This window comes from Xanthobacter sp. 126 (genome assembly GCF_000526175.1).
Classification (GTDB): Bacteria; Pseudomonadota; Alphaproteobacteria; order Rhizobiales; family Xanthobacteraceae; genus Xanthobacter; species Xanthobacter aminoxidans.
Genome location: NZ_JAFO01000001.1, coordinates 4097140 through 4124109 on the forward strand (window position 1 = coordinate 4097140; position 26970 = coordinate 4124109).

Annotated in this window: 21 protein-coding genes and 2 pseudogenes; 12 read left to right on the plus strand and 11 right to left on the minus strand. The window is 66.1% G+C overall.

Annotated elements, in window-relative coordinates:
* Positions 1–3: 3 nt before the first annotated feature.
* Genes XAN126_RS0119495 through XAN126_RS0119505 form a run of 3 tightly spaced genes read right to left on the minus strand, consistent with a single transcriptional unit; the run spans position 4 to position 2505 of the window.
* Positions 4–1116 (minus strand): ABC transporter substrate-binding protein, encoded by a 1113-nt coding sequence (locus XAN126_RS0119495; protein WP_024280245.1) that lies wholly within the window; start codon positions 1114–1116, stop codon positions 4–6.
* A 44-nt stretch (positions 1117–1160) separates the two neighbouring features.
* Positions 1161–1832, minus strand: a complete 672-nt coding sequence (locus XAN126_RS0119500; RefSeq protein WP_024280246.1) for a 3-oxoacid CoA-transferase subunit B — start codon at positions 1830–1832, stop codon at positions 1161–1163.
* Positions 1825–2505, minus strand: coding sequence for a 3-oxoacid CoA-transferase subunit A (locus XAN126_RS0119505; protein ID WP_024280247.1), 681 nt, complete (start codon positions 2503–2505; stop codon positions 1825–1827). The genes XAN126_RS0119500 and XAN126_RS0119505 overlap by 8 nt, the downstream gene beginning before the upstream one ends.
* A gap of 383 nt (positions 2506–2888) precedes the next feature.
* Between XAN126_RS0119505 and XAN126_RS0119510 the strand changes: the two genes are divergently transcribed.
* The 6 genes from XAN126_RS0119510 (at position 2889) to XAN126_RS0119535 (ending at position 9338) form a co-directional block, all read left to right on the plus strand.
* Positions 2889–3686, plus strand: a complete 798-nt coding sequence (locus XAN126_RS0119510) for an IclR family transcriptional regulator C-terminal domain-containing protein (RefSeq protein ID WP_024280248.1) — start codon at positions 2889–2891, stop codon at positions 3684–3686.
* 278 nt (positions 3687–3964) lie between these two features.
* On the plus strand, positions 3965–5161 hold the full coding sequence (locus XAN126_RS0119515; RefSeq protein WP_024280249.1) for an acetyl-CoA C-acetyltransferase: 1197 nt from the start codon (positions 3965–3967) through the stop codon (positions 5159–5161).
* A 20-nt stretch (positions 5162–5181) separates the two neighbouring features.
* Positions 5182–6492, plus strand: a complete 1311-nt coding sequence (locus XAN126_RS0119520; protein ID WP_024280250.1) for an acetyl-CoA hydrolase/transferase C-terminal domain-containing protein — start codon at positions 5182–5184, stop codon at positions 6490–6492.
* Positions 6493–6496: 4 nt separating this feature from the next.
* Entirely contained in the window at positions 6497–7660 is a 1164-nt protein-coding gene (locus XAN126_RS0119525) for an acyl-CoA dehydrogenase family protein (protein WP_024280251.1), read from the plus strand.
* Positions 7661–7689: 29 nt separating this feature from the next.
* On the plus strand, positions 7690–8514 hold the full coding sequence (locus XAN126_RS0119530) for a MaoC family dehydratase N-terminal domain-containing protein (protein WP_029877451.1): 825 nt from the start codon (positions 7690–7692) through the stop codon (positions 8512–8514).
* Entirely contained in the window at positions 8514–9338 is an 825-nt protein-coding gene (locus tag XAN126_RS0119535; protein WP_155982357.1) for a CoA ester lyase, read from the plus strand. Before XAN126_RS0119530 ends, XAN126_RS0119535 begins: the two co-directional genes overlap by 1 nt.
* Positions 9339–9749: 411 nt before the next feature.
* On the opposite strand, the gene XAN126_RS0119540 is transcribed toward XAN126_RS0119535, so the two are convergent.
* From XAN126_RS0119540 to XAN126_RS0119560, 5 genes are all read right to left on the minus strand, one after another.
* Positions 9750–10763 carry an IS110 family transposase gene (locus XAN126_RS0119540; protein WP_024280254.1) on the minus strand — a complete coding sequence of 338 codons (1014 nt, stop codon included), beginning with the start codon at positions 10761–10763 and terminating at the stop codon, positions 9750–9752.
* Positions 10764–11084: 321 nt separating this feature from the next.
* Positions 11085–12122 (minus strand): TRAP transporter substrate-binding protein DctP, encoded by a 1038-nt coding sequence (gene dctP / locus XAN126_RS0119545; RefSeq protein ID WP_024280255.1) that lies wholly within the window; start codon positions 12120–12122, stop codon positions 11085–11087.
* A gap of 21 nt (positions 12123–12143) precedes the next feature.
* A complete protein-coding gene (locus XAN126_RS0119550) occupies positions 12144–13430 on the minus strand; it encodes a TRAP transporter large permease (RefSeq protein WP_024280256.1) in 1287 nt (428 codons plus the stop codon).
* A complete protein-coding gene (locus XAN126_RS0119555; RefSeq protein ID WP_024280257.1) occupies positions 13427–13966 on the minus strand; it encodes a TRAP transporter small permease in 540 nt (179 codons plus the stop codon). Before XAN126_RS0119555 ends, XAN126_RS0119550 begins: the two co-directional genes overlap by 4 nt.
* Positions 13967–14208: 242 nt before the next feature.
* A complete protein-coding gene (locus XAN126_RS0119560) occupies positions 14209–15084 on the minus strand; it encodes a LysR substrate-binding domain-containing protein (RefSeq protein WP_029877454.1) in 876 nt (291 codons plus the stop codon).
* A 136-nt stretch (positions 15085–15220) separates the two neighbouring features.
* Between XAN126_RS0119560 and XAN126_RS0119565 the strand changes: the two genes are divergently transcribed.
* Both XAN126_RS0119565 and XAN126_RS0119570 read left to right on the plus strand, forming a co-directional pair.
* Positions 15221–16420 (plus strand): CoA transferase, encoded by a 1200-nt coding sequence (locus XAN126_RS0119565; RefSeq protein ID WP_024280259.1) that lies wholly within the window; start codon positions 15221–15223, stop codon positions 16418–16420.
* A complete protein-coding gene (locus tag XAN126_RS0119570) occupies positions 16417–17223 on the plus strand; it encodes an enoyl-CoA hydratase-related protein (RefSeq protein ID WP_024280260.1) in 807 nt (268 codons plus the stop codon). The genes XAN126_RS0119565 and XAN126_RS0119570 overlap by 4 nt, the downstream gene beginning before the upstream one ends.
* 97 nt (positions 17224–17320) lie before the next feature.
* On the opposite strand, the gene XAN126_RS0119575 is transcribed toward XAN126_RS0119570, so the two are convergent.
* Positions 17321–18148: an oxidoreductase gene (locus XAN126_RS0119575; protein ID WP_024280261.1), complete on the minus strand. Its 828-nt coding sequence runs from the start codon at positions 18146–18148 to the stop codon at positions 17321–17323.
* Positions 18149–18224: 76 nt separating this feature from the next.
* Here XAN126_RS0119575 and XAN126_RS0119580 point away from each other — a divergent pair, with 76 nt between their 5' ends.
* Together XAN126_RS0119580 and XAN126_RS26545 are read left to right on the plus strand one after the other, a co-directional pair.
* Positions 18225–19160 carry an AraC family transcriptional regulator gene (locus XAN126_RS0119580; RefSeq protein WP_024280262.1) on the plus strand — a complete coding sequence of 312 codons (936 nt, stop codon included), beginning with the start codon at positions 18225–18227 and terminating at the stop codon, positions 19158–19160.
* 83 nt (positions 19161–19243) lie between these two features.
* Positions 19244–19378 (plus strand): annotated as a pseudogene (locus tag XAN126_RS26545) (transposase); the annotation flags it as partial.
* A gap of 1 nt (position 19379) precedes the next feature.
* Here the strand turns inward: XAN126_RS26545 and XAN126_RS28780 are convergent.
* Positions 19380–19544, minus strand: a pseudogene (locus XAN126_RS28780) (transposase); the annotation flags it as partial.
* A 733-nt stretch (positions 19545–20277) separates the two neighbouring features.
* On the opposite strand from XAN126_RS28780, the gene XAN126_RS0119590 reads away from it, so the two are divergent.
* Positions 20278–21045: a helix-turn-helix transcriptional regulator gene (locus XAN126_RS0119590; protein WP_155982358.1), complete on the plus strand. Its 768-nt coding sequence runs from the start codon at positions 20278–20280 to the stop codon at positions 21043–21045.
* A 221-nt stretch (positions 21046–21266) separates the two neighbouring features.
* Here the strand turns inward: XAN126_RS0119590 and XAN126_RS28470 are convergent, their stop codons facing one another.
* The gene (locus XAN126_RS28470) at positions 21267–21677 is read right to left on the minus strand and encodes a hypothetical protein (RefSeq protein WP_155982359.1); all 411 of its coding nucleotides are present in this window, start codon (positions 21675–21677) and stop codon (positions 21267–21269) included.
* Between the two features lie 435 nt (positions 21678–22112).
* On the opposite strand from XAN126_RS28470, the gene XAN126_RS26550 reads away from it, so the two are divergent.
* A complete protein-coding gene (locus XAN126_RS26550) occupies positions 22113–26879 on the plus strand; it encodes an autotransporter domain-containing protein (protein WP_024280265.1) in 4767 nt (1588 codons plus the stop codon).
* Positions 26880–26970: the final 91 nt, after the last annotated feature.

The following is a 26970-nucleotide window of genomic DNA, read 5'->3' on the forward strand; positions in this document are numbered from 1 at the left end:
GGATCAGCTCGCCTTCTCGAACTTGCCGTCATGCACGCGGTTGAGCTGGGTCGGCATGTCGATGGCGCCGCTGGCCGAGAAGCTCGCTTTCCCGCCGACCAGATCGAAGCTCCCGGTTGCAATGGCTTCCTTCAGCGTGTCGCCCGTCACCGGCTTGCCCTCCTTCTCCAGCCGCTCGATGAGCTGGGTGTAGAGCAGTACGGCGTTGTAATAGTTCTGCGCGTAGGTGGTGGGATTGTCCTTGTACTTGGCGCGCCAGCCATCCACGAAGCGGCGCGTGAGGGGATCGGCCGCATCCCAGTCGGCGACCTGCGAGGTGAACATCACGCCCTCGGCTTCCGGCAGCGCCGCCACCGAGGGCGTGCCGCCCACCGAATAGGTCATGATCGGCTGGGTGATTCCATTGTCGCGCAACTGCTTGAATATCTGGGTCTGCTGCGTTCCGTACGAGGCGACATAGACGAGGTCCGGCTTGGCTTCGCGGATCTTGGCGATCATCGCGGAGAACTGCTGGGCAGAGGGCGCCGCGCTGAACTCGCCCACCAGCGATGCGCCGATGGCGGGCAATCCCTCCTGCAGGCCCTTGCGGAGGGCGTTGCCGAGCGGATCGTCCAGATAGACCAGGGCCACGCGCTTGATCGCGTTGCGCTTCATCCAGCCGAAAGCGGTTGGCAACTCCTGGTTGGCGAGGGGGATGATGTTCCAAAAGTAGGGGGAAAGGCCCGCAAGGTCGGGGCCGACGCCGCCGCCATTCATCATCAGGACCTTGGCGCGCGTGGCGATGGGCTCGGCAGCCTTGGCGACGCCGGTGAGGCCCACCAGTACGTAGGGCGCCCGGTCGACGTTCGCGAGCTTCGACATGCCCACCGCCCCGCCCTGGGGCGTGCTCTGGCTATCTTGCGCTTTGAGCACGATCGGCTTCTTGAGGCGCTTGTCCGCCGCCACATGCTCCAGCCCCAGAGCGGTGGCGCCGCTGTAGATCGCACCAAGCTCCGACAGAAGACCGGTCATCGGGAACAAGGTGCCGAGCACGTAGGGCTCGTCATCGGCGCGCAGCGCCGACGGCAATGCGGCGCTCGCCAGCATCGCGGCGAGAACGGTACGTCGGTTGATCATCTTGGCTTCCTCCCTAAGGGACGCTGTTGTTCGCGTTTTTTCGTTCAAACAAGAATCGGGGCTTCGGTCACGTTCTGCAGTTCGGCGGGAGTCAGCCCTTCGACAAGCTCCACCAGCCTAAAGCCCTGCTGTGTCACATCCAGCACCGCCAGGTTCGTATAGATGCGCGACACCACCCCAGGGGCGGTCAGCGGATAGATGCAGCTTTCCACCAGGCGCGGCTCGCCCTCCTTGGTGGTGTGCTCCATCATCACCCACACCCTCTGGGCGCCGAGCGCGAGATCCATGGCGCCGCCCACTGCCGGCGCGGAATCGTTGCTTGAAGTGGCCCAGTTGGCGAGGTCGCCGTTCGCCGCCACCTGAAAGGCGCCCAGCACGCACAGGTCGAGATGGCGTCCCCGGATCATGGCGAAGCTGTCGGCCTGATGAAGCATCGCGGCCCCCTTCAGCAGGGTCACGTGCTGCTTGCCGGCGTTGATGAGGAAGGGGTCGATCAACTCCTGGGCCGGTGCCGGCCCGAAGCCGAGCAGACCGTTCTCGGACTGGAAAATGACCTCGCGGTCTGCCGGGACGTGGTTGGCGATCAGGGTCGGAATACCGATGCCAAGGTTGACGTACCAGCCGTCACCGATGTCGGCGGCGGCACGTCGTGCCATCTCCTGGCGCGAGCGGGGGCGGCAGAGGCGCGCTTCCGCGCTCCTGGTATCTTCACGCATGGGCGGCCTCCGCCGGATGATGCACGATTCGGTCCACATAGATCCCGGGGGTCACGATCGCCTCCGGATCGAGCTCTCCCAGGGCGGCGGTATGCTCCACCTGAGCGATTGTGAGCGCAGCGGCGGGCGCCATGACCGGGTTGAAGTTCCGGCCTGCGCTGCGATAGATGAGATTGCCCCAGCGATCCGCCCGCCACGCCAGGATCAGCGCCACGTCGCCATGCAGCGCGTGCTCCAGAACACAGTCGCGCACGCCTAGACGACGCGTCTCCTTCCCCTCCACGAGCCGCGTTCCGGCCCCGGTCGGGGTGAAGAAAGCCGGAATGCCCGCACCGGCAGCCCGCAGCCGCTCCGCGAGGGTGCCCTGCGGCACCAGCTCCAGCTCCAGCCGGCCGGATTTGTAAAGCTCCTCGAAAATCACCGAGCCCGGGATGCGCGGATAGCTGCACACCAGACGCCGGACCCGTCCCGCCGCCAGGAGCCGCGCGAGGCCGACCTGCCCGTAGCCGGCATTGTTGGCAACCACCGTGAGGCCCGATGCGCCCTGCGCGATGAGGCCCTCGATGAGAAGGTCGGGTTGCCCGACGGCACCGAAGCCTCCGACGAGGATGGTCGCGCCGTCCCTGACCCCATCGAGCGCTTCCGCGACCGAGGGAACGAATTTATCGATCATGTCCTCCCACCCATCCTGGCCGGCTGATGGCATCGTCTTGATGCCGTCCCGATTATTCATTTGTCCGTCTATTGGACTTTTGTCCGAATAGTAGATAGCCACACGCCCACCCTGTCAAGCCGCCCGACTCACCTCTTGGCACCAAGGGCCGGACGTGTCCGCCGGGGCGGGGCTCCGCTTCGGGCACGCCACCGCACAGCATCCCGGCCGGGGGAACGCCCGCGTCCGCTGATTGGACAAGTGTTTGTATGCTGATCTAGATTGTGCGGCACTGACATCTGGGCACTCGACCGCGGGAGTCGCGGCGCAAGACGCTCTGCCAAGTGGCGGGCCGCGACCGCCTCCAGCGTGCGACATCCCGCGAATTCTGAAAAGAGCGATTCGTGATCAAGAAGGTGACGGAAGACGAGAAGCGCGGCCCGGAATTCGTCACCGCGCTGGAGCGCGGCCTCAATGTCCTGGCGGCGTTCGGGCAGGCGCCGCGCCGCATGACGCTCACCCAGGTCGCAGAGCTCACCGATCTCAGCCGCGGCACCGCACGCCGCTTCCTGCTGACGCTGCAGGCCCTCAATTATATTGACGGCGACGGCAAACTGTTCTGGCTAACGCCCAAGGTGCTGCAGTTCTCAAACGCCTATCTGACCGCGTTCGGCCTGTCCGAGGCGGGCCGCAGCGTCATCCGGCGCCTGACCGAGCATATCGGAGAATCCTCGTCCATGGCGGTCTTGGACGGGCACGATGTCGTCTACGTGGCGCGGGTGGAAACCCGGCGCATCTTCTCATCCGGGATCGAGGTTGGCTCGCGGCTGCCTGCATTCTGTTCGTCGCTCGGGCGCGTTCTGCTCGCCGGTCTGGATGATGCTGAGTTGGATGGGTGGCTGGCGGAAGAAACCTTCGTCGCCCCCTCTCCCCGCAGCATCACGGACCCGCAGAAGGTGCGCCAGAAGGTGATCGAGGCACGGCGGCTTCAGTACGCCGTCATCGATGGGGAGATGGAAGTGGGTGTCCGCTCCATCGCCGTACCCATACAGGACCGTTCGGGCCGGACCGTTGCCGCCTTGAATATCGGCACCACCGCGGCCCGCGTTTCCCTCGACCACATGCGAAAGGTGTTTCTCCCCGTGCTGCGGGAGGCCGCGCACGAAGTTGAGCGCACCATGCGCGACTGGACCCAGCCCTAGGCATTCGCGCGCCGCTCTCGCACCCACAGTGCTTTCCCTCACCCGCCCGAAGCCGTCGCTTGCACACGCGAGCAGCTCCCGCCGAAGCGTGCGACGAACTGTAATTGTCCAGTAGACGGACATTAGTCCATCTACTGGACATAACGCCTGCCTTGATGCATCTTGCGCTGGCGCGCCCCTCGCGAGGGCGCTGCCCAACCATCAGACGCACGGCGGCGGAAGGGTCCTCCCCGGATCCCCGTCCGTTCCTCGCCGGCGCAGCACGAGGAAACGCAGCAATGAGACGCGCGGCCATCGTAAGCCCTGTGCGCACCCCCGTCGGCACATTCGGCGGGAGCCTGAGGCCGGTGCCCGTCGAGCAGCTCGGCGCGCTCGTCGTGAAAGAGGTGCTCGCGCGCACTGGTCTCGACCCCGTGCTCGTCGAGGACGTCGTATTCGCACAGTCCTATGCCAGCAGCGAGACGCCCTGCGTCGGGCGCTGGGTCGCGCTCCAGGCCGGACTGCCGATCGAGGTTCCCGGCATGCAGCTCGACAGACGCTGCGGAGGCGGTCTGCAAGCCATCACCACGGCGGCCATGATGGTTCAGACCGGCGCGTGCGATGTCGTGCTCGCGGGTGGCGTCGAGAGCATGAGCAACATCGAATTCTACACGACCGACATGCGCTGGGGTCGCCGGGCGGGCACCACCCGCCTTTACGACCGGCTCGATCGCGGCCGCGAACGCTCGCAGCCGTCGGAGCGATTCGGCGTGATCTCCGGCATGATCGAGACCGCGGAAAACCTGGCGCGACAGTTCCAGATCACGCGAGAGGAGGCGGATGCTTTCGCGGCCCGCAGCCACCGGCGTGCGGCGGCCGCATGGACGGAAGGCCGCTTCGACGCGGAGGTCGTACCGGTCAAGGTGCCGAAACGCCACGCCGACCCGCTCCACGTCATCCGCGACGAAGGGATCCGCGAGGAGGCAAGCCCGGAAAGCCTCGGCAAGCTTAAGCCTATCATGCCCGGCGGCACTGTCACGGCCGGCAACGCCAGCCAGCAGAACGATGCCGCCGCGGCGTGCCTCATCGTCGCCGAGGACAGGCTGGCCGCCCTCGGCCTTGAACCTTTGGGCTTCCTGGCCGGATGGGCCGTGGCGGGCTGCGACCCGGCCACCATGGGCTACGGCCCGGTGCCGGCCACGCGGCGCCTGTTCGCCAAGACCGGGCTCTCATTTGACGACATGGGGCTCGTGGAGGTGAACGAGGCATTCGCGTGCCAGGTCCTCGCCGTGCTGAAAGGCTGGGGCTGGGACGATCAGGATCGGCTCAACGTCAACGGCTCGGGCATCTCCCTCGGCCATCCCATCGGGGCGACCGGCGTGCGCATCATGACCACGCTGCTTCACGAGATGAAGCGCCGCCGCGTGCGCTACGGGCTGGAGACCATGTGTATCGGCGGCGGCCAGGGTGCCGCCGCCATCTTCGAGCGCGCGTGAACGGGCCCGGATCGCCCGCCATGGCTATCGAACTCGCGCCCCAGGCGCTCGACTTCTCCACCCTGCTGCGCCCCCGCGACCATATCGTCTGGGGGCAGGCTTCCGCCGAGCCGACGACCCTCACCGCGCGCCTCCTCGACCAATGCGCAAGCGTTCCCGGTCTCACCGCCTTCATCGGCATGAGCTGGGGAACGCCGCTCGACCAAGCTGGCGCGATGCAATTCCAGTCGTATTGCGGCGCGGGGCACAATCGCGTGCTCGAACGCCAGGGCAAGCTCGACATCCTGCCGTGCCACTACTCGGATCTGCCGGGCATTCTAGCCCGTCGGATCGATGTGCTGCTCCTCAATCTCGCCGAGGACGATGCCGGACGCCTCAGCTTCGGCACCGCGCTCGAATATCTGGCCCCGCTGGTGGACCGCGCCCGCCTCGTCATCGCCGAGGTCAGCGATCAGACTCCCTGGACGCACGCCGAGCGAGCCCTGTCCGCAAAGAACGTCCATATCATCGTGCGCACGTCCCGACCTCCGGTCCAGGCCCCCGTCCCGCAGCCCGGCGCTACGGAACGGGCCATTGCGACCCACGTCGCCGGCCTGGTGGAGGATGGCGCCACACTGCAGATCGGGATCGGCGGGCTTCCGGAGGCGATCCTCGCTGCGCTCGCGGGTCACCGGGATCTCGGCCTTCACTCCGGGCTCGCATCCGAGGGCGTCGCGCTCTTGGCCGAGGCAGGCACCCTCACCAATGCGCGCAAGAGCGTGGATCGCGGCATTGCAGTGGCCGGACTTGCGGCCGGCGGCCCCCGGCTCATGCGGTACGTGAACCGCAATCCGCGCTTCAACCTGCGCGGCACGGACTACACGCACGCGCTCGACGTCCTGAGGGCACAGCACAAGTTCACCGCCATCAATGCAGCGATCGAGGTGGATCTCTCCGGCCAGATCAACGCCGAGGTCGCAGGCGGGCGTTACGTGGGCGCGGTGGGCGGCGCAGCCGATTTTCTGCGCGGTGCGCACGCCTCCAAGGGCGGACTGCCCATCGTGGCGCTGCCGGCGACGGTGAACGGTCGCGATGGCGCCCGCAGCCGCATCGTGACCCGACTGAACGGACCGACAAGTACCGCTCGCGCCGATGCCGGCATAATCGTGACCGAACATGGCGTCGCGGACCTGCGCGGCCTCGGGCTGGCCGAGCGGCGCCGGCGGATGCTCGATATCGCCGCTCCCGAGTTCCGGACAGCGCTGGAGGCGGGCGAGGAAATCCACAGTGCGCCCGTCGCCGCACCACGCGCGGGCGGATCAGCCGATAATATTAAATCCATCGAGGCCTAGGGATATGCAGACCATCGGAAGCGACCAGTTCCAGGACATCCGCGACGCCGTGCGCGCCTTGTGCGCGGATTTTCCGGCCGAATATCACCGCAAGGTGGACGAGGCGCGCGGCTACCCCGAAGAATTCGTCGATGCGCTGACGAAGGCCGGCTGGATGGCGGCACTGATCCCCGAAGAGTACGGCGGTTCCGGTCTCGGCCTCACGGAAGCGTCCGTCATCATGGAGGAGATCAACCGTGCGGGCGGCAATTCCGGCGCATGCCACGGCCAGATGTACAACATGAACACGCTGGTGCGGCACGGCTCCGAGGCGCAGTGCCAGAAATACCTGCCGAAGATCGCAGCCGGCGAGTTGCGTCTCCAGTCCATGGGGGTTACCGAACCCACAACCGGCACCGACACAACCAAGATCAAGACTACAGCGGTCAGGAAGGGCGACCGCTATGTCATCAACGGTCAGAAGGTCTGGATCTCCCGCGTCCAGCATTCCGACCTGATGATCCTGCTCGCGCGCACCACGCCGCTGGCGGAGGTGAAAAAGAAGTCGGAAGGCCTGTCCATCTTCATCGTCGACATCAAGGCGGCGATGGCAGACGGCATGGAGGTTCGCCCCATCCTCAACATGGTGAACCACGAGACCAACGAGCTGTTCTTCGACAATCTGGAGATCCCCGCAGAAAACCTGATCGGCGAGGAGGGACAGGGCTTCAAATATATCCTGACCGGCCTCAACGCCGAGCGCACGCTGATCGCCGCCGAATGCATCGGCGACGGCTACTGGTTCATCGACAAGGTGACGGCCTACGCGAACGAGCGGGTCGTGTTCGGGCGCCCTATCGGCCAGAACCAGGGCGTGCAATTCCCCATCGCCGAGGCCTTCATCGAAGTTGAGGCGGCGAACCTGATGCGGTTCGAGGCCTGCCGGCTTTACGACGCGCACCAGCCCTGCGGCACCCAGGCCAATATGGCCAAATACCTTGCCGCCAAGGCCTCGTGGGAGGCGGCCAATGCCTGCCTGCAGTTCCACGGCGGCTTCGGCTTCGCCTGCGAGTACGACGTGGAGCGCAAGTTCCGCGAGACGCGCCTCTACCAGGTGGCCCCCATCTCCACCAATCTCATCCTCTCCCACGTGGCCGAGCACGTGCTCGGTCTGCCCCGGTCCTTCTGAGGAGACGCGCCGTGAGCCACGACATCGACATGGAGCACCTGCGCAGCTGGATCGGCCGGGAAGACGTCGCGGCCGAGCCGGTGACGGCCGATCTCGTGCGCAAGTTCCGAGCAACCTTCGACGAGGAACCGGGAGACCCGCGCACCGGTGAGGCGGCGCCGCGCCTTCTCCACTGGTGCCTCACCCAGCCGGCAGCGCTCACCTCGGCGCTGGGCCCAGACGGCCACCCGGCGCGCGGCGGCTTCCTGCCCCCGGTGCCGCTGCCGCGGCGCATGTGGGCAGGCGGCAGCCTGGTCTTCCATGACGACATCCGCGTTGGCGACCTTGTGCGCCGGGTCTCGCGGGTGGAAGAGGTGACGCTCAAACAGGGCAATACCGGCCCGCTCTGCTTCGTCACGGTGAAGCACGAGCTCGATGCGGCAGGGCGATCGCTCCTCACCGAGCGCCAGGGCATCGTCTATCGCAGACTCGAGGTGGCTGCGCCGCCGAAGGCGCCGGAACCCGCGGCCGAGGGCGCCCATCGCCGCGAGCAGGCCCTCTCGCCCCCCCTGCTCTTCCGCTACTCGGCGCTGACCTTCAACGGCCACCGCATCCACTATGACCTGCCCTATGTCACGCAGGTCGAAGGCTATCCCGGGCTGGTGGTCCACGGGCCGCTGCAGGCGACGCTGCTGCTGCGGTTCGCCACCGCAATCCGCGGCACGTCGCCCGCCCGCTTCTCCTACCGTGGCCTCTCCCCTGCGTTCGACACGGCTCCGCTCACCGTGAATGCGACGCCCCAGGGCGCGACGCTCCGGCTGTGGACCGCCCGTCCGGGCGGCCCGGTCGCCATGAGCGCAGAGGCGCAATGGTGATGGGCGTGCTCGACTTCGTCGTCCCACTTTTCGTCCCGGGGCACCGGCCCGATCGCTTCGGCAAAGCCGCTGCCTCCGGGGCCGACGCTGTCATCATCGACCTTGAGGATGCGGTCCCCCCGGACGCCAAGGCAGGCGCGCGCGATGCGCTGACGGCCGACCTTGCGATCCCGGTCATGGTCCGCGTCAATGGCATGGGCACACCCTGGCATGCCGAAGACCTGGTGGCGGTCGCCCGCCTTTGCCCCGCCGCCGCGGTGCTGCCCAAGGCGGAGGACCCCGCCATCCTCGACGCCGTCGCGGCGACCCTCGGCCCGGCGATCCCGATCGTCGCCCTCATCGAGACGGCGCGCGGTCTCGCCGCCGCCCGAGCCATCGCGGCCCATCCGGCGGTCGCGCGCATCGTCTTCGGTTCCATCGATTTTTGCGCCGATCTCGGCTGCGCCCATGTGCGGGAGGCGCTGCTGCTGGCCCGTGCGGAGCTGGTGCTGGCGGCCCGCCTCGCGGGCGGCCCCGCCCCGGTGGATGGGGTGACCACCGGGATCGACGATGAGGCGCTTATCGCTGACGATGCCCGGTACGCCCGCGGACTGGGATTCAGCGGCAAGCTCGCCATCCATCCGCGGCAGATCGAGGCCATCCGCTCCGGCTTTCTACCGGACGCCGCCGAGATTGCTTGGGCAAAAAGAATACTCGCATCCGGGGAGGGGGCGACCGCGGTCGCCGGAGCTATGGTGGACGAACCCGTTCGCATTCGAGCGCGAATGATTCTCGCTACGATTGAACTGATGGGGTGGATGCCCCCTCCGGCCGGCATCGTATGATGTCTGCGCAGCGCCTTGGGGCGCTTTCAGGGGAGGAGCACATGCCCAGATGTTCATGTCCTCGCGATCGACCTGGCGAAGCGGAGCTTCCAGGTGTGCGGCACGGATCGGGGCGGGGCGTGTGTGGATGCCCCCGGTTTTGCAAGGGGACTTTCTGACGGACTTGGGCAGCTTGGCGCTTCTATCGGTCGTGTGTCAGGCCTCTGGTCGTGGCCTGTGCCACGGGGCCGGTATGCAGTTCGAAGAACAGGGTCCACATCGGTTCAGAGAGCTTTGAGCTCGAGCCCCGAGACTGGTTTTCCCCGTCCTGAACATTGAAGTCCTTGCCGCATAAGTCGTCAGCCGATCTCCTTGCCGGGGTCCAAGGACCCCGAGGCGCTTGCCGGTTTGCCTTCGCTGGAAGGCGCCTGCTCACGCCATCCTGTAATTCTGCTCCCTTGTCATTATCGCCCAAACGATCCGAGCCATCTTGTTCGCCAGGGCGACGGCGGCGACCATGCGCGGCTTGCGGCCAACGAGCCGTCCGAGCCAGCTGTCCGGCAGGATGCCCTTGCGGATGATCCATCGGATCCGACTCATGGCGCCGACGATAAGAAGCTTGCGGATATCGGTTCGTCCCATCTTGCTGACCCCACCGAGCCGCGTCTTGCCGCCCGTCGATCGCTGCTTCGGCACAAGCCCCAGCCAGGCCGCGAAGTTCCTGCCGCTCGAGAAGGCGCGCAGATCGGGGGCGAAAGCGAGGACGGCGCCAGCCGTGACAGGACCGACACCGGGGACCGTGCAGAGACGGCGCATCTCGGCATTCTCCCGGGTCGCGTCCCTGAGGCGACCATGCAGCTCTTCGATCTTGCCCGTGAGAACGTCGATCTGATCGAGGTAGAGCTGGACGATCTCCCTGACGGTGTCCGGCACCTCCGCCCCTGCTTCAGCGAGCAGTTCGATGATCTGCTTGAGGTGAGCGGGTCCTTGGGCGACGACCAGCCCGAACTCCGCCAGATGGCCACGCAGGGCATTGATCAGTTGGGTGCGCTGGCGGACGAAGCACTGGTGGGTCCTGAAGGCCACGGCACGGGCCTGATGCTCGGCGCTCTTGACCGCCACGCAATGCATGTTCGGACGCAGCGCCGCTTCGGCGATCGCGGCTGCGTCAGCGGCATCGTTCTTCTGCCGCTTCACAAACGGCTTCACGTAGATCGGCGGGACCAGCCGTACGTCGTGTCCAAGGCCTTGTGCAACCCGGCCCCAATAGTGGCTCGTGGCGCAGGCCTCCATCGCCACGATGCAGGGCGGTTGCGCGTTCAACAGCTGGATCAGCTTCGACCGGGACACCGTCCGATTGAATAGAACCGCTCCGCCCCGATCCGTGCCGCAGACCTGGAAGCTCCGCTTCGCCAGGTCGATCGCGAGGACATGAACATCCGGCATGTGCTCCTCCCCTGAAAGCGCCGACAAGGCGCTGCGCAGACATCATACGATGCCGGCCGGAGGGGGCATCCACCCCATCAGTTCAGGTGTAGTGAATGCTCACGTATTGAGAACCTTTATCGGAGTGATGCACCAGGCCGCCGCGAGATCAGGTCTCCAAGGTCATTCATGCGATAGTCATGGGCCGGTCTTGCGGCTTGGCAAGTACTTTGTGCCGCCACATATCGAGGATCGTCAGGGCGGCACATTGAGCGTGCCCGCTTGGATTTCGCGACACGGGATGCCCGCATCACGCCGACTTGCTTCGCCCCGTGCCGCGGCCTATTGCGATGCCTGCGTAAGCGCAGACCGAAACGCCTTCAGCGCCGCGCTTCCGGGCTTTCCCCGGGCGTCCAGCGCCGTGGCCCAATCCTCCGCGACCTGCACCATGACCGCTTCGACCTTGTCCTGATCGGTCGCGTTGAGGCGAACGATCTTCACGCCGTCCTTCTTAAGTCGATCAGCTGCATCTGCTTCTTCCCGGTCGAAGGCCTTGCAAGCCCTGCGTGTGGTCTCGTCTCCGGCCCGGGTCAGAACCTCTCTGGAAACCTGCGGCAGGCTGTTCCACTTAGCTTCGCTGATCGAATAGCTCACCACGACGGTGCCGAAGTTCTGCCCGCTGGTCACCGACTTTGTTACATCCGTGAGCTTGTAGGATTCGACGCTGATGAGAGCAAGGAGTGCCCCGTCGACGGTGCCGCGCCCGAGCGATTCATAGATCTCAGGCGGAGCCATGCGGACGGGCACCATACCGAGCTTGCGCAGCGTCAGATCCTGGGCGCCGCCCGCCGCCCGGATCTTCTTGCCCGCGAGATCCTGAAGGCTGACAGCCGCCACTGAGGCACCGAGAATGGCCTGGTAGGGAGGAAGGGCAACGATAAATAAAGGACGAATTTTGTTCGGCTTGAACTCCTGCTCGTAAAGGAAGCCTCCCTCCTTCACGAGCTGCCAGTAAGCGGTCATCACCTGGCAGGCGCTTGAGAAGGCCCCGGGGAGCTCGGCGACCGCCGAAAGCGGCATCTTGTCCGCCACGTAAGACGGGCCGACATAGCCGACGTCCACGAGGCCGGACTGGGTCAGCTGAAGAAAGTCCTTCGCTTTTCCAAGCTGTTCTGCGGGAAAGTATTGGATCTCGATACTCCCCTTCGACAGTTCCCGGACAAGCTCAATCCAGGGCTTGGTGGCAGACGCGGAAATGATGTGTCCCACCGGCAGGGAATCCGCGACGCGCAGGGTCACTTTCGACTGAGCGTCCGCAGCCCCACTGGTCACGGCAAGAGCCAGCGCGCCGAGCATCGTCGCCTTGATTTTCTTCAGCATTGTTTCCTCCTCTTGTTGTTGTCAGCGCATCATGCTCGGAAGCCAGAGCGCAATCCCCGGGAAGGCCACGAGGATGGCGATGGCGATGAGATGGGCGACAAAGTGGGGCAGCGTCCCGCGGAACACCTCGCCGACCGGGCGATTGGCGTAGCGGGCGACGACGTAGCAATTGAGCCCGATGGGGGGCGTGATCATGCCGATCTCTGCGGTGACGATCTTGATGACGCCGAACCAGACGAGGTCGAAACCCAGAGAGGACATCAGCGGCACCACCACCGGCACGGTGAGCACCAGGATGGCGATTTGGTCCATGAACGACCCAAGCACGATGTAGCCGCACAGGACCAACACCAGGATCACCCAGCGTGATACGTCGAGAGACCCGACGAAGGCGATCAGATCCTGCGTCACCTGGGTAATCGCGAAGAAATAGCCAAACACACTTGCGCCGAGCAGGATGACCATCACCATGGCGCTGCCGTGGGCGGCGCGCAACAACGCCTGCTGGAGGCCGCCCAGGGTGAGCCGGCCCGAATACCACAGGAGCAGGAACCCCATGAAGGCGCCGACGGCGGCGGCCTCGGTCGGAGTGGCGGCGCCGGTATAGATAATGCCGGTCACGGCGGCGAAGAGGAGAAGCAGCGGGCCGACCACCTTGAGCATGGCGATCTTCTCGCGCAGTGGCACCGCGGGCGCGGAGGGCGCATGTTCCGGGTGTCTCCAGGCGAGCACATAGACAGTCGCCATGATCGTGAACATCACGAGAAGACCCGGCAGAAGGCCGGCGATGAGCAATTGGCCGATGTTCACATTGGCGAGCAGGCCGTAGACGACCATGGCGACGCTCGGCGGGATTAGCATGGCGAGCGTGCCGGAGATCGACACGACGCCGGCCGCGAGGCTCGGCTCGTAGCCCTGCTTTATCATGGCGGGAAGGCTGGTCGCCGAGAGGGTCGCGGCGGAGGCGGTGCTGGTTCCGCAGATCGCGCCGAAGCCGGCACCAGCAAGGGCGGTCGCCATGCCGAGGCCGCCGCGCAGGCGCCCGACCCAGGCGGCTGTGGTCCTGAACAGGTCATCCGCCATCCCGCTCTGGAGGATGAACTCGGCCATCAGAAGAAAAAGCGGGATGGTGATGAACTCGTAGGTCCCCGCGAGGGTGAGCGGCGTGGTTTCCAGAATGCCTATAAGGCCGTCGAAGCCGACCACCAGGAGGAGGCCTGCCGCACCGGCGATGAGCATCGCGAAGCCGACCGGCGCGCCGAGCGCGAGGAGCCCGAACAGCGAGCCCATGACGAGCGGGAGGGTCATTCGAAAGCTCCCTGGGTTTCAAGATGGTGGGCGCCCGGCGACGCTTCCTCCGCAGTGCCCAGCAGGTCCGCTATGGTGCGGGCGAGAAGGCGCAGGGCGAGCATGCCACCACCGAGTGGAACGAGGGCCGCGGACGGCCAGGTGGGCCAGGGGACGATGCCAACGGTCACATCCGCATTCATGAAGCTTGCGGCAGCGCGCAGGGCGCCGGCGTAGGCGATAAGCGCGAACACCGCGAAGGCGAGGAGGTTGCACAGAGCGTCGGTGTACCGGCGTACCGATCTTGGGAGCATGCGGTGGAGCACGTCCACATTCACCTGGGCGCCGCTGCGAAAGCTGTCGGAGAGCACAAGGAAGAACAAGGCTGGTGTCAGGTAGAGGGTGATGACATCATAGGACCAGACAAACGGTCGGCTCAGGAAATAGCGCGCTCCGACGTCCATCGTGACGATGAACATGAGCGCGAAAAGACAAAGAGTGCCAATATAAGTGGTCGAGCGCTCGATGGCGCGAAAGATGCAGCCGAGCCGCGTCATTGGCATATCCCTCCCGTTGTTTTTTGTTCTTCCGGCGAGTTCGCCGGTGCCGTGTTTGAGGCAAATTGAGCTTTGTCCGGCAGCATGTGCGGGACGAGCTGGGCCAGCGGCACCGCGAGGCCATATCTGCCCTTGGCGCTTCGACTTAATCGAAGCTAGCGAGGGACCCAAACCGGAACCAGCGATTAAAATGACGCAACTGTTGAGCAAAACGAAACAGAACAGATCGGGGGATTTTGGCGTCAGGATGTGTGCGGCAGCACGTCGTGCCCCGCGGTGAGCCAACGTTTGAGCTGGCTGAGGGCTTCCAGCTTCTGGGTCTGCAGCGGGCTCACCAGGTAATAGGTGAAGGTGCCTCGATCGAGCGAGGTCCTGATCGGAGTGATTAGAGTGCCCATCTCGAGTTCGCCGGACACGAGGACGTGCTGCGCCAGGGCAACACCGCGTGCCTCGACGGCAGCCTGATAGGCGAGGGCCGAGCTTTCGAGTTCCCGCGTCCGCTTGACCCGTCCCAGATCGAAGCCCGCAGCCTGGCTCCAGAGCGACCAGTCATCGGGACGCGCCCGGACGAAGAACAGCACCTGCTGGGCCAGCCACGCCAGATCGGCGCCGTCCGAAGCGCCGGGCAGGGCGGGGTTGCAGACGGGAATGAGGACATTGGGAACCAGTGGTATTTTGTCGAGGTCCGGCCACGCGCCGTCGCCGAGCCGGATGGCGGCGTCGAATTCCCCAAGCTCGCTCCATTCGGACACCGTTGTCAGGCGGACATCGAATTGCGGATGCGCGAGTTGGAATTGCGAGAGCCGGGGGATGAGCCAGCGCGTGGCGAAGGTGGTGTAGGAGCGCAGGCGCAATACCGACCGCCCCGAAGACGAATGAAGCAGGGCGCTTGCCCGCCGCAGGCCGTCGAAATGAGCACTCACGCGCTCGTAATAGGCCGCGCCTACGGAGGTCAGCGCGAGGCCTCGGCCCTGCCGGGCAAACAGCGGGACACCGAAGTGATCTTCCAACTGCCGGATCTGCCGGCTCACGGCGCCGGACGTGACGAACAACTCGTCCGCCGCGGACCTGACACTCCCCGTTCGCGCGACGATCTCGAAGGCGAGGAGCGCATTCATGGGAGGGAGGTCTCGCAAGGAATCGTTCCAATTTATTCAATTGTTGCGCAATTTTAATCGATTGTCCGTAGGTCACAAGCCCATACAAGTTGGCCTTCGAGACAGCGGCGGAAGCTGTCGAGGAGCCTCCAAGCCCATGCTCGAACGTGCCCTTTCGGGACTGACTGTCCTCGATTTCGGCCAGCTGATCGCTGGCCCGGTTTGCGGCATGTGGCTCGCCGACATGGGAGCTACGGTGGTCAAGATTGAGCCGCCCTCGGGCGAGCTCGCTCGCAAGCTCGGCCCTCCGTGGCAGAATGGCGAGAGCCTGGCCGCGCTGACGTCCAACCGGAACAAGCTGGGGCTGAGCCTCGATCTCAAGCGCCCTGAGGCGCTCCGCGTCGTCCATCGCATGATCGGGGCGACCGATGTGCTGATCGAGAACTTCCGGCCCGGCGTCGCGTCGCGTCTCGGCATCGACCATGCCAGCCTCAGTGCTATACGGCCTGGTCTGATCTCCTGCTCCCTCTCTGCCTACGGCCAGAGCGGACCATGTCGTGACCTGCCCGGCGTTGACGGCATCGTCCAGGCGGCAACGGGCATCATGAGCGGTATCTTTGCCCCGGACGGCAGCCCCAGCAAGGTACCACTGCCGCTGGCAGACATGACCGGGGCGCTGTTTGCCGTCGTGGCCATCCTCTCAGCCCTGCGGCGCCGCGATGTGACTGGCGAGGGCGCCCACCTTGACGTCAATCTCTACAATTCAATGCTCATGCTACAGCAGCTGAATATTGCCGCTTATCTCGGCTCGGGCACGCTGTCGGCGCCGAGCGGGAGCGCCGCGCCCTATGCCGCGGTGAATGAGGCCCTGCCGACCTGCGACGGCTGGATCATGGTCGGCGCCTATCAGGACGCACGCTGGCGCGCCCTTTGCTGCCTGATCGGCCGTTGTGACCTGATCGACGACCCGCGCTTCGCCACCAACGCGGAGCGGGTCGCGAGCCGGGCTGCGCTGCGGGAGATACTCGATCCCATCTTTCGAACGCGAACCAGCGCCGACTGGATGGCCGTGCTGCAGGATGCTGACATCCTCGCCGCTCCGGTCGCGGACTATGCCCAGGTGGCTTCATCCGAGCAGTATGCCGCGTGCGGCATCGAGATCGAGATTGATCATCCCAAGGCGGGGTCCTTCCGCATGCCCGGTTTCGCCTTGAGCGGAGCACCCGCGGAGCGTGCCTCTCCTCCGCCCCTCATAGGCCAGGATTCCCGGGCCGTCCTCGCCCGCTTCGGCTTCGCGCCAAGCGAGATCGAAACGCTGATCTCGGATGATATCGTTTTCACAGGAGAAGCCGTTTGACCGCCCCCTTCCTCAAGATCGAGCGCGAAGGACCGCTCGTCATCCTGTCCATGGACGAGCCGGAGACCCGGAATGCGCTCTCGCGCCCCGAGCAATGCTTCGAGATCATCGAGGCGTTGGCCGAAATCAACGGCGACACGAGCATTCACGTGGCCATTCTGACCGGCGAAGGTCCGGCTTTCTGCGCCGGCGGCAACGTCAAGGACATGCAATCCCACCAGGGCTTCATGGCGGGAAACCCGACCGAGATCGGCGAGCGCTATCGCCGGACCCTGCAGCGCCTTGCGCTTGCGCTCCACGGCCTGGAGGTGCCGGTGATCGCGGCCGTGAATGGCCCCGCCATGGGGGCCGGCCTTGACCTTGCCTGCATGTGCGATCTGCGCATCGCGGCGCATGAGGCGAAGTTCGCCGAGACCTTCGTGCGCCTCGGCATCATTTCGGGTATCGGCGGTGCCTGGTTCCTGCCGCGGGCCATCGGACAGGCGCGCGCGGCCGAGATGGCATTTACGGGACGGATCATCGACGCCGCCACGGCCCTCGACCTCGGGCTGGTCTCCGAGGTCGTTCCCCGCGAGCACCTGTTGACGCGCGCGCGGGAGCTGGCCGACGAGATCTCGCGAAATTCCGGCATCGCGCTCCGCTATACCAAGAGGCTTCTGCGCCTCTCCGAGCGCAACGATCTGGCGAGCAGTCTCGACGCGACGGCCGCCCTGCAAACGCTCGCCCACCAGACCCAAGAGCACAGGGACCTGGTTGATCGCTATCTGAGCGATCTGGAGCGCCGAAGGGCGCCGTCCGCTTAACGGTGAGACAGACGCGCAGGGCCGACCCCTGAGCGTCTGAGCCGGAGAATGTACCTCGCCCGCATTGAACCTGTCGGGCACAGGCGATGCGGCGCTGTCAACCATCGGTCGAGACGGTCAACGATTTCCATGCCTCAATCTCTTGCTTCAGGCGTTCGATCTTGTCCGACACGAGACCAAGGGCATCGCTGCCCAGCAGGAGCTGCGGGGGAGGGCTGCTGGACGCGACCAGGTCCAAAACGGATGCCGCAAGCTTGTCGGGATCGCCAAGCTGCTTGCCGCTCTTGGACTGCCGCGCCTGCCGGATCGGATCGAACAGCGCATCGTAGTCGGCGATCGATCGCTCGGTCCTGATCATCGAGCGGCCGGCCCAGTCGGTCCGGAAGGAGCCGGGGCACAGCGCCGTCACATGGACGCCGAACGGCGCCATTTCCGCGCGCATGACCTCCGAAATGCCCTGAAGGGCGAACTTGCTCCCGCAGTAATAGGCGATGCCGGGCATGGTGATCATGCCACCCATCGAGGTCACGTTCACGATGAACCCACTGCGCCTTTCGCGGAATCGCGGCAGGAAGGCCTTGGCGACCGCGACCGCGCCGAAGACGTTCACGTCGAACTGGCGCCGCATCTCCTCCATGGGCGATTCCTCCAGAATTCCCTCGTGACCGTAGCCGGCATTGTTGATCAACACGTCGACCGGCCCGTTCTCCTCCTCGGCCTGACGGACCACGTTGGGGATCCGGTCGAACTCCGTGACGTCGCACAGGATGGAACGCGCCTCCGGCAAGCGCTCCGCGAGGCTGGCCCGCGACTGTTCCGAGCGGACGGTGCCGACGACCTTATGACCTTGGCGGACCGCGGCGGCCGCGATCGCCAAGCCGAAGCCCGAGTTCGCGCCGGTGATGAAGAATGTTTTCCCTGACATGATCGCGCCTCTTTCCTTGATATATCCGTGTGATGACTGATAGTCTTCGATGGGGCGCTTATCGATTTCCATAACTATGAGTATCTTGCTCGATCCTATGAACACCAGGAAAGAGAGGCCGGAGCGACGCGAGCTGGTGGCCATGGCTCGGGGGCTTGCTCCCCGCCACGGCTACAATGCGACAGGGCTTGAGAATGTCCGCATCCTGCGGACCGAGGCGGTGCTTCGCGACGTTCCGGTGCTCTACAGGCCGGGCGCGGTATTCGTGCTGCAGGGCCGTAAGCAGGGCATGCTCGAGGGCGAGATCTATCTCTATGACGAGGAGCACTATCTCGCCGTGTCGGTGCCCGTTCCGTTTCGGATGGAATCAGTGGCGAGTGCCGAGCGCCCCCTGCTTGCCGTCTATGTTGAATTCGACATGAACCTCGCGGCCGAGGTCGCTTCAGAGGTCGGCGCGCGGCGTCCCGAGGCGAGAGCGGGCCGGGTGAGGGGGCTGGTGTCGAGCCGGATGGAGCCGGAGATCGAGGATGTCGTGCTGCGTCTTCTGCGGACGTTGCGCGATCCTGTCGAGTGTGCCGTTCTGGGCGCCGGCATCCTGCGTGAGCTGCATTACCGAGTGCTGGTCGGCCCCCAAGGCGGCGCGATGATCGCGGCCCTGCAGCAGCGGGGCACGTCCGGGAAGATCGTGCAGAGCCTCGCCCGGCTGCGCGAAAGCTACGCTTCTGAAATTTCCGTCGCCGCTCTGGCAAGCGAAGCGGGCATGAGCGTTCCGTCCTACCACGTCCACTTCAAGGCCCTCACCGGCAGCACGCCCATCCAGTATGTGAAGGCTATAAGACTTCACGAGGCGCGGCTGATGATCGCGCGCCAGGATGGGACGATCGCACAGGTCGCCGCGTCGGTCGGCTATGCAAGTCCCGCCCAGTTCAGCCGCGACTTCAAGCGGCATTTCCGGCGTACCGCGTCCGAAGAGGCCAGATGGGTTCGGCAGCATCTGGGGGAGCTTGGCTGAACTGACGTGCCCCCCGTTTTTTAGGCCGATGTGGGCTGGAATTTTCCTCTTATGATCCCAGACTCGGGGACGAGGAGAGTCCCATGAAGACGTCGAAGTTCACAGAGGCGCAGATCGCGCTCGTGCTGAAGCAGGTAGAATACGGAACACGCGTGGCGGAGGTGTGTCGGAAGGCGGGGATTTCGGACGCGACGTTCTACAACTGGCGCAAGAAATACGCCCGTCGGGCAGGACATGGAGCAGGAAGCGGCGGATGAACTCGTCCGCCGGGAGCGTCATGGCCTTGATCCAGTCGTTGCCCGAGGTCTTGGCCCGGGCGCGATAATCCTTCCAGCGGAAGGTGACGCCGCGCGCATTCATGGAGACGAGCCGGCTGTTGGAGACGATGATCGAGAGCGAGATTCTGCGCGATGCGTGTGAGGTAAGCGACCTGGTCTCGGATGGACGCGTCCGCCTCCTTGCCGATCAGGGTGACGAAGCTGTCGTGTACGAGGTCTTCGGCCGTCGAGCTATTTCGGACGATCCGCTGGATGACGCGCGCAAGCCGCCCTTTCTCCGAGAGATAAAGTCCGGCCATGTTGCTTGCGCGGGTCATCGCGATTCTGCTCGTGAACATTGTTTCCAGAGGATGTCCAAGCCGCATGGACACGGATCCACACCAAAGCAACGCCTATAGTTTTTAATTCCTACAGTTCGAGACAGTTAATGGTGCGATCGGGAGCGCCGGAATTGGCATGCTTTCGATTTTCAGGCCAGCTTAACCAGGAGTTTTATCTCGCGTTGAAGCGCTCCCCACAAGCGGACCTTGGATACCTGCGCGGCAGCGGATCGGCCCCGCTGTCCTCACGGTACCGACCGTCGATTCGTTGGCGACATGAGAGACGCTGCCTTGTGTCGGCCTCGTCGACGAGGGCGCCGATCAGCTGGATGCTGCAGAACCGGCGTGCAAAGGCGAGCGAACGGTCTTTACGCCATGCGCGTCTGAGGCCTGATATCGCGCCTTCCAACACCGCGCCGTTTAGCCTATCGCCTTTTGAAAGGTTCCGTGGTGTTAGTCGACAGAGCGAGAGCTCCGCGTTTGATGCGGCGCGGATGAAGGCTGGGATCGCGAGTGCCCGTGAACATCGAAGCCATACACCTCCTTTGGGACGAATTGTCTGACTTCGATGCGGGCCAATCGTCGATGGCGGCGGCTCATCTCATGGCGGTGCTCAGCGAAGCGGCGGGCGCCTGGAACGCCACTTGGGCCGGCGCCATCCGCCTTGCAGATGTCGCGACCTCCGATCCCCTTCGGGGCTGGCGCGTCGCGGCCGTGCAAGCCTGGCATCCGGTCCCGCCGCACCGGGATGAACAGCATTTCAAGGAGATCATGGAGGTCTGGGACCGCCGCGAGATCGATCCTTCCTTCCTCCTGCCGATGCAAAACGTCGGCACGTTCCGGACCTATTCATTCCGCCGGGAACTGCCTGCGGACTGGTTCGAGACGCCCTTCTATCAGCGGCACTACGGTTCGGTGGGCACGCACGACGCGGTCTTCGTCGCCTTTCCCCTGAATGCCGATTGCGAATCCCACTTCGGCTTTTACTCGCGCAAGACCTTCACCGATGAGGGGATCGCGCAGCTCGTCCACGCGCTACGCGGCATTAAGTGGTTTCACCGCCATCTCATGTTGGGGCACGGCCTCATTATGGCCTCTTCGCCTCTAACGCTGGCGGAGCGGCGGGTGCTGCACATGCTGCTCACCAAGGCCACGGAAAAGGCGATCGGTCGCGAGCTGGAAATCGCCACCTCCACGGCCCACCAGCACGTCACGCGCATCTTCCGCAAATTCGGCGTGCGCAGCCGCGCGGAACTCATGAGCCTGTGGCTCAATGGCGCCAGCTAAGTGGTTCTTCGTGCGGGCGTATCCTCTATTTAGAGGACATGAAGTGATGCCCGTCATCGCCTACCCTACCGGCATATTGCAAATCGTGTTCGTCGCGATGGGCAAGCCTTGGGGGGTGGGTCATGTCTGCGCGTCGGGAAACCGCCACCAATAAGGGGCGGCACGGCTGCTGCATCGTCCTGAAGGTTCGCACGTCCGGAACGGGTGCCGGCGCGGGGATTTCATCCCGTCGCATTTGGCTGGCCGGGGCGTCGCTGCTTTGCCTGCTCGCCGTCGCGGGGGCTGTTCCGATCGATCGCGCACGAGCCCAGACCTTCGGCGGAAGCGGCGGGGCCGGCAAGGACCAGGTGCCCGGCGGCGCCGGCGGTGCCTATGGCGTGGCAGGGGCCGACGCCGAAGACGGCAAAAGCGGCGGCGGCGGCGGCGGCGTGGGCGCCGCAGGCGGCAAAGGACTTCTTAGTGGCGGCGCGGCCGGCACAGACGGTGGTGGCGATGGCGGGCAAGGGGAAGGCTTTGGCGGCTCCGGCGGCGGCGGCGGAGGCGGCGGCACCTTCCTGACCACTGGCGCCGACCAGCAGGTGACGACCGCCGCGACGGGTGGCCAGGGTGGCAGCGGGGGGTCGAGTCGCCATGGATCGGCTGACATCACTAGCAGCGGCGGCGGGGGAGGCGCCGGTGGCTTCGGTATCGTCACGACGGCGCCTCTTACCCTCGACGTTTCCGCCAAGGTGACGGGCGGCACGGGTGGCGGCGGCGGGGGGGGAGCCGCCTACATCGCTGGCACAGCAAATTCCGCCGGCGGCGGGGCGGGCGGTGATGGCGGGTATGGCATTTATTTCAAGCCAGGTGGCCTCCTTACCAATAGCGCGATCATCTCCGGTGGCGATGGCGGCGATGGAGGCGTCAGCCCGTCGTATGGTGGATATGCCGGCAGCGGCGGCACGGGCGTTGCAGTCTCTGGATCGCAGATCGGAAGCCTCACCATCACCAATGGTGGCTCCATCCTAGGCGGCGATGGTGGCGAGGGAGGAGGCATCTCCCGGCCTGACCGCCCGGGAGAGGGACCCATGGTTGTCGGCGTGTCCGGCGCGGGCGGGGCCGGCATCACGGGGTATGGCTACGACCTGACCAACACCGGCAGCGTCATCGGTGGGATCGGCGGCCAGGGTGGATCGATGTTCATCGGCCCCAAGTCCAACGAGCCTGGCGCGGGAGGCGCGGGCGCGCAGGGCGGCGTTGGCGCAGGCGGATCCAATTTCACCATCCACAACACCGGCGTGATCGGCGGCGGCGCGGGCGGCGCGGGCGGAGCCGGCAGCGACAGCCAATTCGCACCGGTGGTGCCTGTGGGCGAAACCGTCTCCCAACACTTTACCGTTCCGGGATCATACGCCACCCTCGCCGGCAAGGGGGAGCCGGGCGATGACGGCGGCAATGGCGGAGCCGGCGGCCTCGGCGGTCTGGGAGGGGCGGGCATCAGCGGCACCTCCTTCACCGCGATCAACGAGACGACGCTTTACGGAGGCGCGGGCGGTCTCGGCGGCGATGGCGGACGCGGCGGCGCGGGCGGAACCGGGGGACCCGGGATCTCTTTGGATTCGACGATCAGCGTCCCGGGTGTGGTGCTCTCCAGCACGGCCGGAACCGGCGGCACGGGCGGTGCAGGCGGCAACGGGGGTGAAGGCGGGACCGGGGGAGCCGGGGGCGTCGGCGTCACCGGCACGCTCTTCGATCTGACGAACCGCGGAACGCTCACAGGCGGCGCGGGAGCCAAAGGCGGCACCGGGGGCGCCGCGGGCGTCGGAGGCCAGGGCGGCGTGGGCGGCAACGTACGAGTTGACGTCGGTCCCGCTGTGGGTGATGCCGCCGGCAGGGGCGTAAGCGGCAGGGGCGGCGACGGCAATGTGGGGGGAGCCGGTGGCGCCGGCGGCACGGGTGGTGCCGGCGGCGCAGGCGTCAGCGGCAGTTCCTTCATCGTGACGAATGCGGGATCGATCGCGGGTGGCGCAGGAGCCGAAGGCGGCACCGGGGGTGAAGGCGGCGCAGGCGGCTCTGGCGGGTCGGCCGGTTCCTTCCATCCTGGCGGCAGCGGCGACTTCGAAAATTCTGTGAACGTCTCAGGTGCCGCCAAAGGCGGCGGCAATGGTGGGCGCGGCGGTGACGGCGGCGCGGGCGGTGACGGCGTCACCGGCACGGCTTTTTCCATCACCAGTTCCGGCACGATCAGCGGCGGCAAGGGCGGTGATGGCGGCGCGGGCGGGAGCGGCGGCAGCGGCGCCATACCCGCCAAAGGCGGGACGGGCGGAAGCGGCGGGAACGGGGGCAATGGCGGTGTCGGCGTGAGCGGCTCCAGCTTCACCCTCACCAATACAGGCACGATCATCGGCGGCGACGGAGGAATGGCCGGCCTGGGGGGCCTGGGAGGGGCTCGCGTGGAGGGCGGCGGAAGCGGCTTTGCCCCCGCCGGCGACCCAGGAGTGGACGGCGTTGGCGGCCTCGGCGCGGTTGGTGTCATCTCCACCGGCGGTTCCACCATCAAGAACGCCGGCTCCATCGTCGGCGGCCTTTCCGGCGATGGGGTGACGCGCGCCAATGCGGTGGAGCTGTCCGGCGGCGGCAACACGCTGGAGCTTCAGGCGGGCTATTCCTTCACCGGCAATGTGCTTTCCACCAGCGGCACCACCAATGGCGGCGATGCCCTGAAGCTCGGCGGCACGGACGCGGCCGCGTTCGACGTGGGCCACGTGGTGCCGACCCTCTCGGGCTCGCTGTCCGGCACCCAATATGTGGGCTTCAACGCCTTGTCGGTGGTGGGCGGCGAGTGGACCGGCACCGGCACCAATGCCAGCGGCCTGAGCTGGACCCTCACGGGCGGCGTGCTTGCCATCGCCGATGCGAAGACCTTGGAAGGGGCCGGCCCGTCCTTCCTCACCACCACTTTCGACGGCGGCACCCTGCGCACGACTGCCAGCCTCACGCTCTCCGGCGACCTCGTCCTGCTGGCGAACGGGGGTACCCTGGAGACCGCGGGCGGCACTACGGCAACGCTGGACGGCGCCCTTTCGGGCAGCGGCGCCTTCACCAAGACCGGCGACGGCACGGCGACCCTCACGAACGCCAATGCCGGCTTCACCGGCCGGACGGTGGTCGACGCCGGCACGCTGGCCTTGTCGGGCGCAGGCTCCATCTCCAGCTCAAGCGCCGTGGCGGTGAATGCCACGTTTGACATCTCCGGCATCGACGGCACTGGCACCACCATCGAGACCCTGTCCGGCAGCGCCGACGGGGCGATCGCGCTTGGCACGAAGGTGCTCACCGTCAACCAGGGCGCCGACGCCACATTCGCCGGCGTCATCTCCGGCAGCGGCGGCTTCACCAAGGAGGGGGTGTCCACCCTCACCCTCACCGGCGCCAATGCCGGCTTCACCGGCCAGACGGTGGTCGACGCCGGCACGCTGGCCTTGGCGGGCGCAGGCTCCATCTCCAGCTCAAGCGCCGTGGCGGTGAACGCCACGTTTGACATCTCCGGCATCGAAGGCGCCGGCACCACCATCAAGACCCTCTCCGGCAGCGCCGACGGGGCGATCGCGCTTGGCACGAAGGTGCTCACCGTCAACCAGGGCGCCGACGCAACGTTCGCCGGCGTCATCTCCGGCAGCGGCGGCTTCACCAAGGAGGGGGTGTCCACCCTCACCCTCACCAGCGCCAATGCCGGCTTCACCGGCCGGACGGTGGTCGACGCCGGCACGCTGGCCTTGTCGGGCGCAGGCTCCATCTCCAACACCACCGCCGTCGCGGTGAACGCCACGTTTGACATCTCCGGCATCGAAGGCGCCGGCACCACCATCAAGACCCTCTCCGGCAGCGCCGACGGGGCGATCGCGCTTGGCACGAAGGTGCTCACCGTCAACCAGGGCGCCGACGCCACATTCGCCGGCGTCATCTCCGGCAGCGGCGGCTTCACCAAGGAGGGCGCGTCCACCCTCACCCTCACCGGCGCCAACACCTATGGGGGCGGGACGACCATTTCCGCAGGCACGTTGCAGGTCGGCGATGGCGGCACTTCGGGCTCCCTCTCCGGCGATGTGCTGAACAATGCCGCCTTGGTCTTCGATCGCTCAGACGTCTATGGCTTCAGCTGGGGCCTTTCCGGCTCCGGCACGATGACCTTCCGCGGCGGCGGCACAGTGCAGCTCGGATCGTCCGGCACCTTCAGCGGCGGTACGTTCGTCGAGGATGGTACGGTCACCCTCGCCAATGCGGCCCTCGGCGCCTCCGTCTTCACCGTGCAGACCGGCGGCGTTCTGGCCGGCCAGGGCACAATCGGCGGTCTCGTGGTCAATTCAGGGGGCGTTGCGGCGCCGGGCAATTCGCCGGGCACCCTCACCGTAAAAGGCGACGTCGCCTTCAATTCCGGCTCGGTCTACCGGGTGGACGTGACCGCCGGCGGCGCCCACGACCTCATCGATGCCACGGGTGCCGTCGCCCTGTCTTCCGGCGCATCCGTCGCCGTGAATGCCGGCGGGGCGGCGTTCCTGCCGGGAACGGCCTACGCCATCATCACCACCTCCGGCACGGTCACCGGCACATTCGGTTCGCTCACCGGCGACTTGCCCACCAGCACCTACATCTTCCTCGATCCGGGCCTCTCCTACGACACCCACAATGTCTATCTGGGGCTGGTCTATAACGACATCGCGTTCACCACCTTCGCCCGCACGCCAAACGAGGCCGGTGCCGCCAGCGCCGCCCAGCACCTCGGCGACGGCAATCCCATCTATGACGCCATTCTCGCTCTGCCCAAGGGCGCAACGCCGGGGGCCGCTTTCGCCGCGCTCTCGGGCGAGGCCTATGCTTCTGCCAGCACGGTGATCGTGCAGCAATCGAGCTATGTCCGCGATGCGGTGGGCGCGCGCATGATCCAGGCGCTCCCGCCGGAAGGCGCCCCGCCGCTTGGCTACGCCACGCCGGTGAAGGCGCCGGCCACCGCGCATCTCGGGGCGGGCCTCACCCCCACCTTGTGGGCGCTGGGTTATGGCGGCTGGGGCGACACCAACGGCGACACCAATGCGGCCGCGGTCTCCAACACCATTGCCGGCTTCCTCATCGGCGCCGACGCGGCGGTGAGCGATCATGCTCGCGCCGGCGTCTTCGGCGGCTATGGCCGTTCCAGCTTCAATGTGGCGGACCGGGCCTCCTCCGGCTCCATCGACACTTACGACATGGGCCTATATGGCGCGGCCCAATTCGGCCATTTTGCCGCGCGCGGGGCCTTGGCCTATGGCTGGCATGATGTCTCCATGGACCGCACCGTCGGCTTCCCCGGCTTCTATGAAGCGCTTTCCGGCGGCTATAGTTCAGGCTCTTTCCAGGCCTTCGGCGAATTGGCCTATGGCCTCACCTTCGGCGCCTTCGATGTGGAGCCGTTCGCAGGGCTGGCCTATCTCAACCTCGATGGCGCCTCCCTCACCGAGACCGGCGGGGCGGCGGCGCTCGGGGTCAGTACAGCATCGTTCGAGACGACCTATTCGACGCTGGGCGTGCGGCTCGCCACCTCCATTGGTGTGTTCGGGCGGCCTTTGACCCCGAGCGTGACCCTCGCCTGGCAGCACGCCTTCGGCGACACGACGCCTTATGCGAGCATGCTCTTTGCCGGCGGGACGACGCCCTTCCAGGTGGCGGGCGCCCCCATCGTGGAGGATGCCTTGCTGGTGGGCGCGGGGCTCGGCTATGCCGCCTCGGAGCTTGCCACCCTCTCGGTCAAATATAACGGGCAGATCGCCTCCGGCGCATCACAGAACGCGTTCTCGGCGGAGTTCGCCTGGAAGTTCTGAGGTACGTCTTATCTTAGGAATGGCTCACCGTTTGAGGCCGATCAAGCTGACCCATTGGTCGACGAGGCGCCAATACTGCCTCGTGTTGACG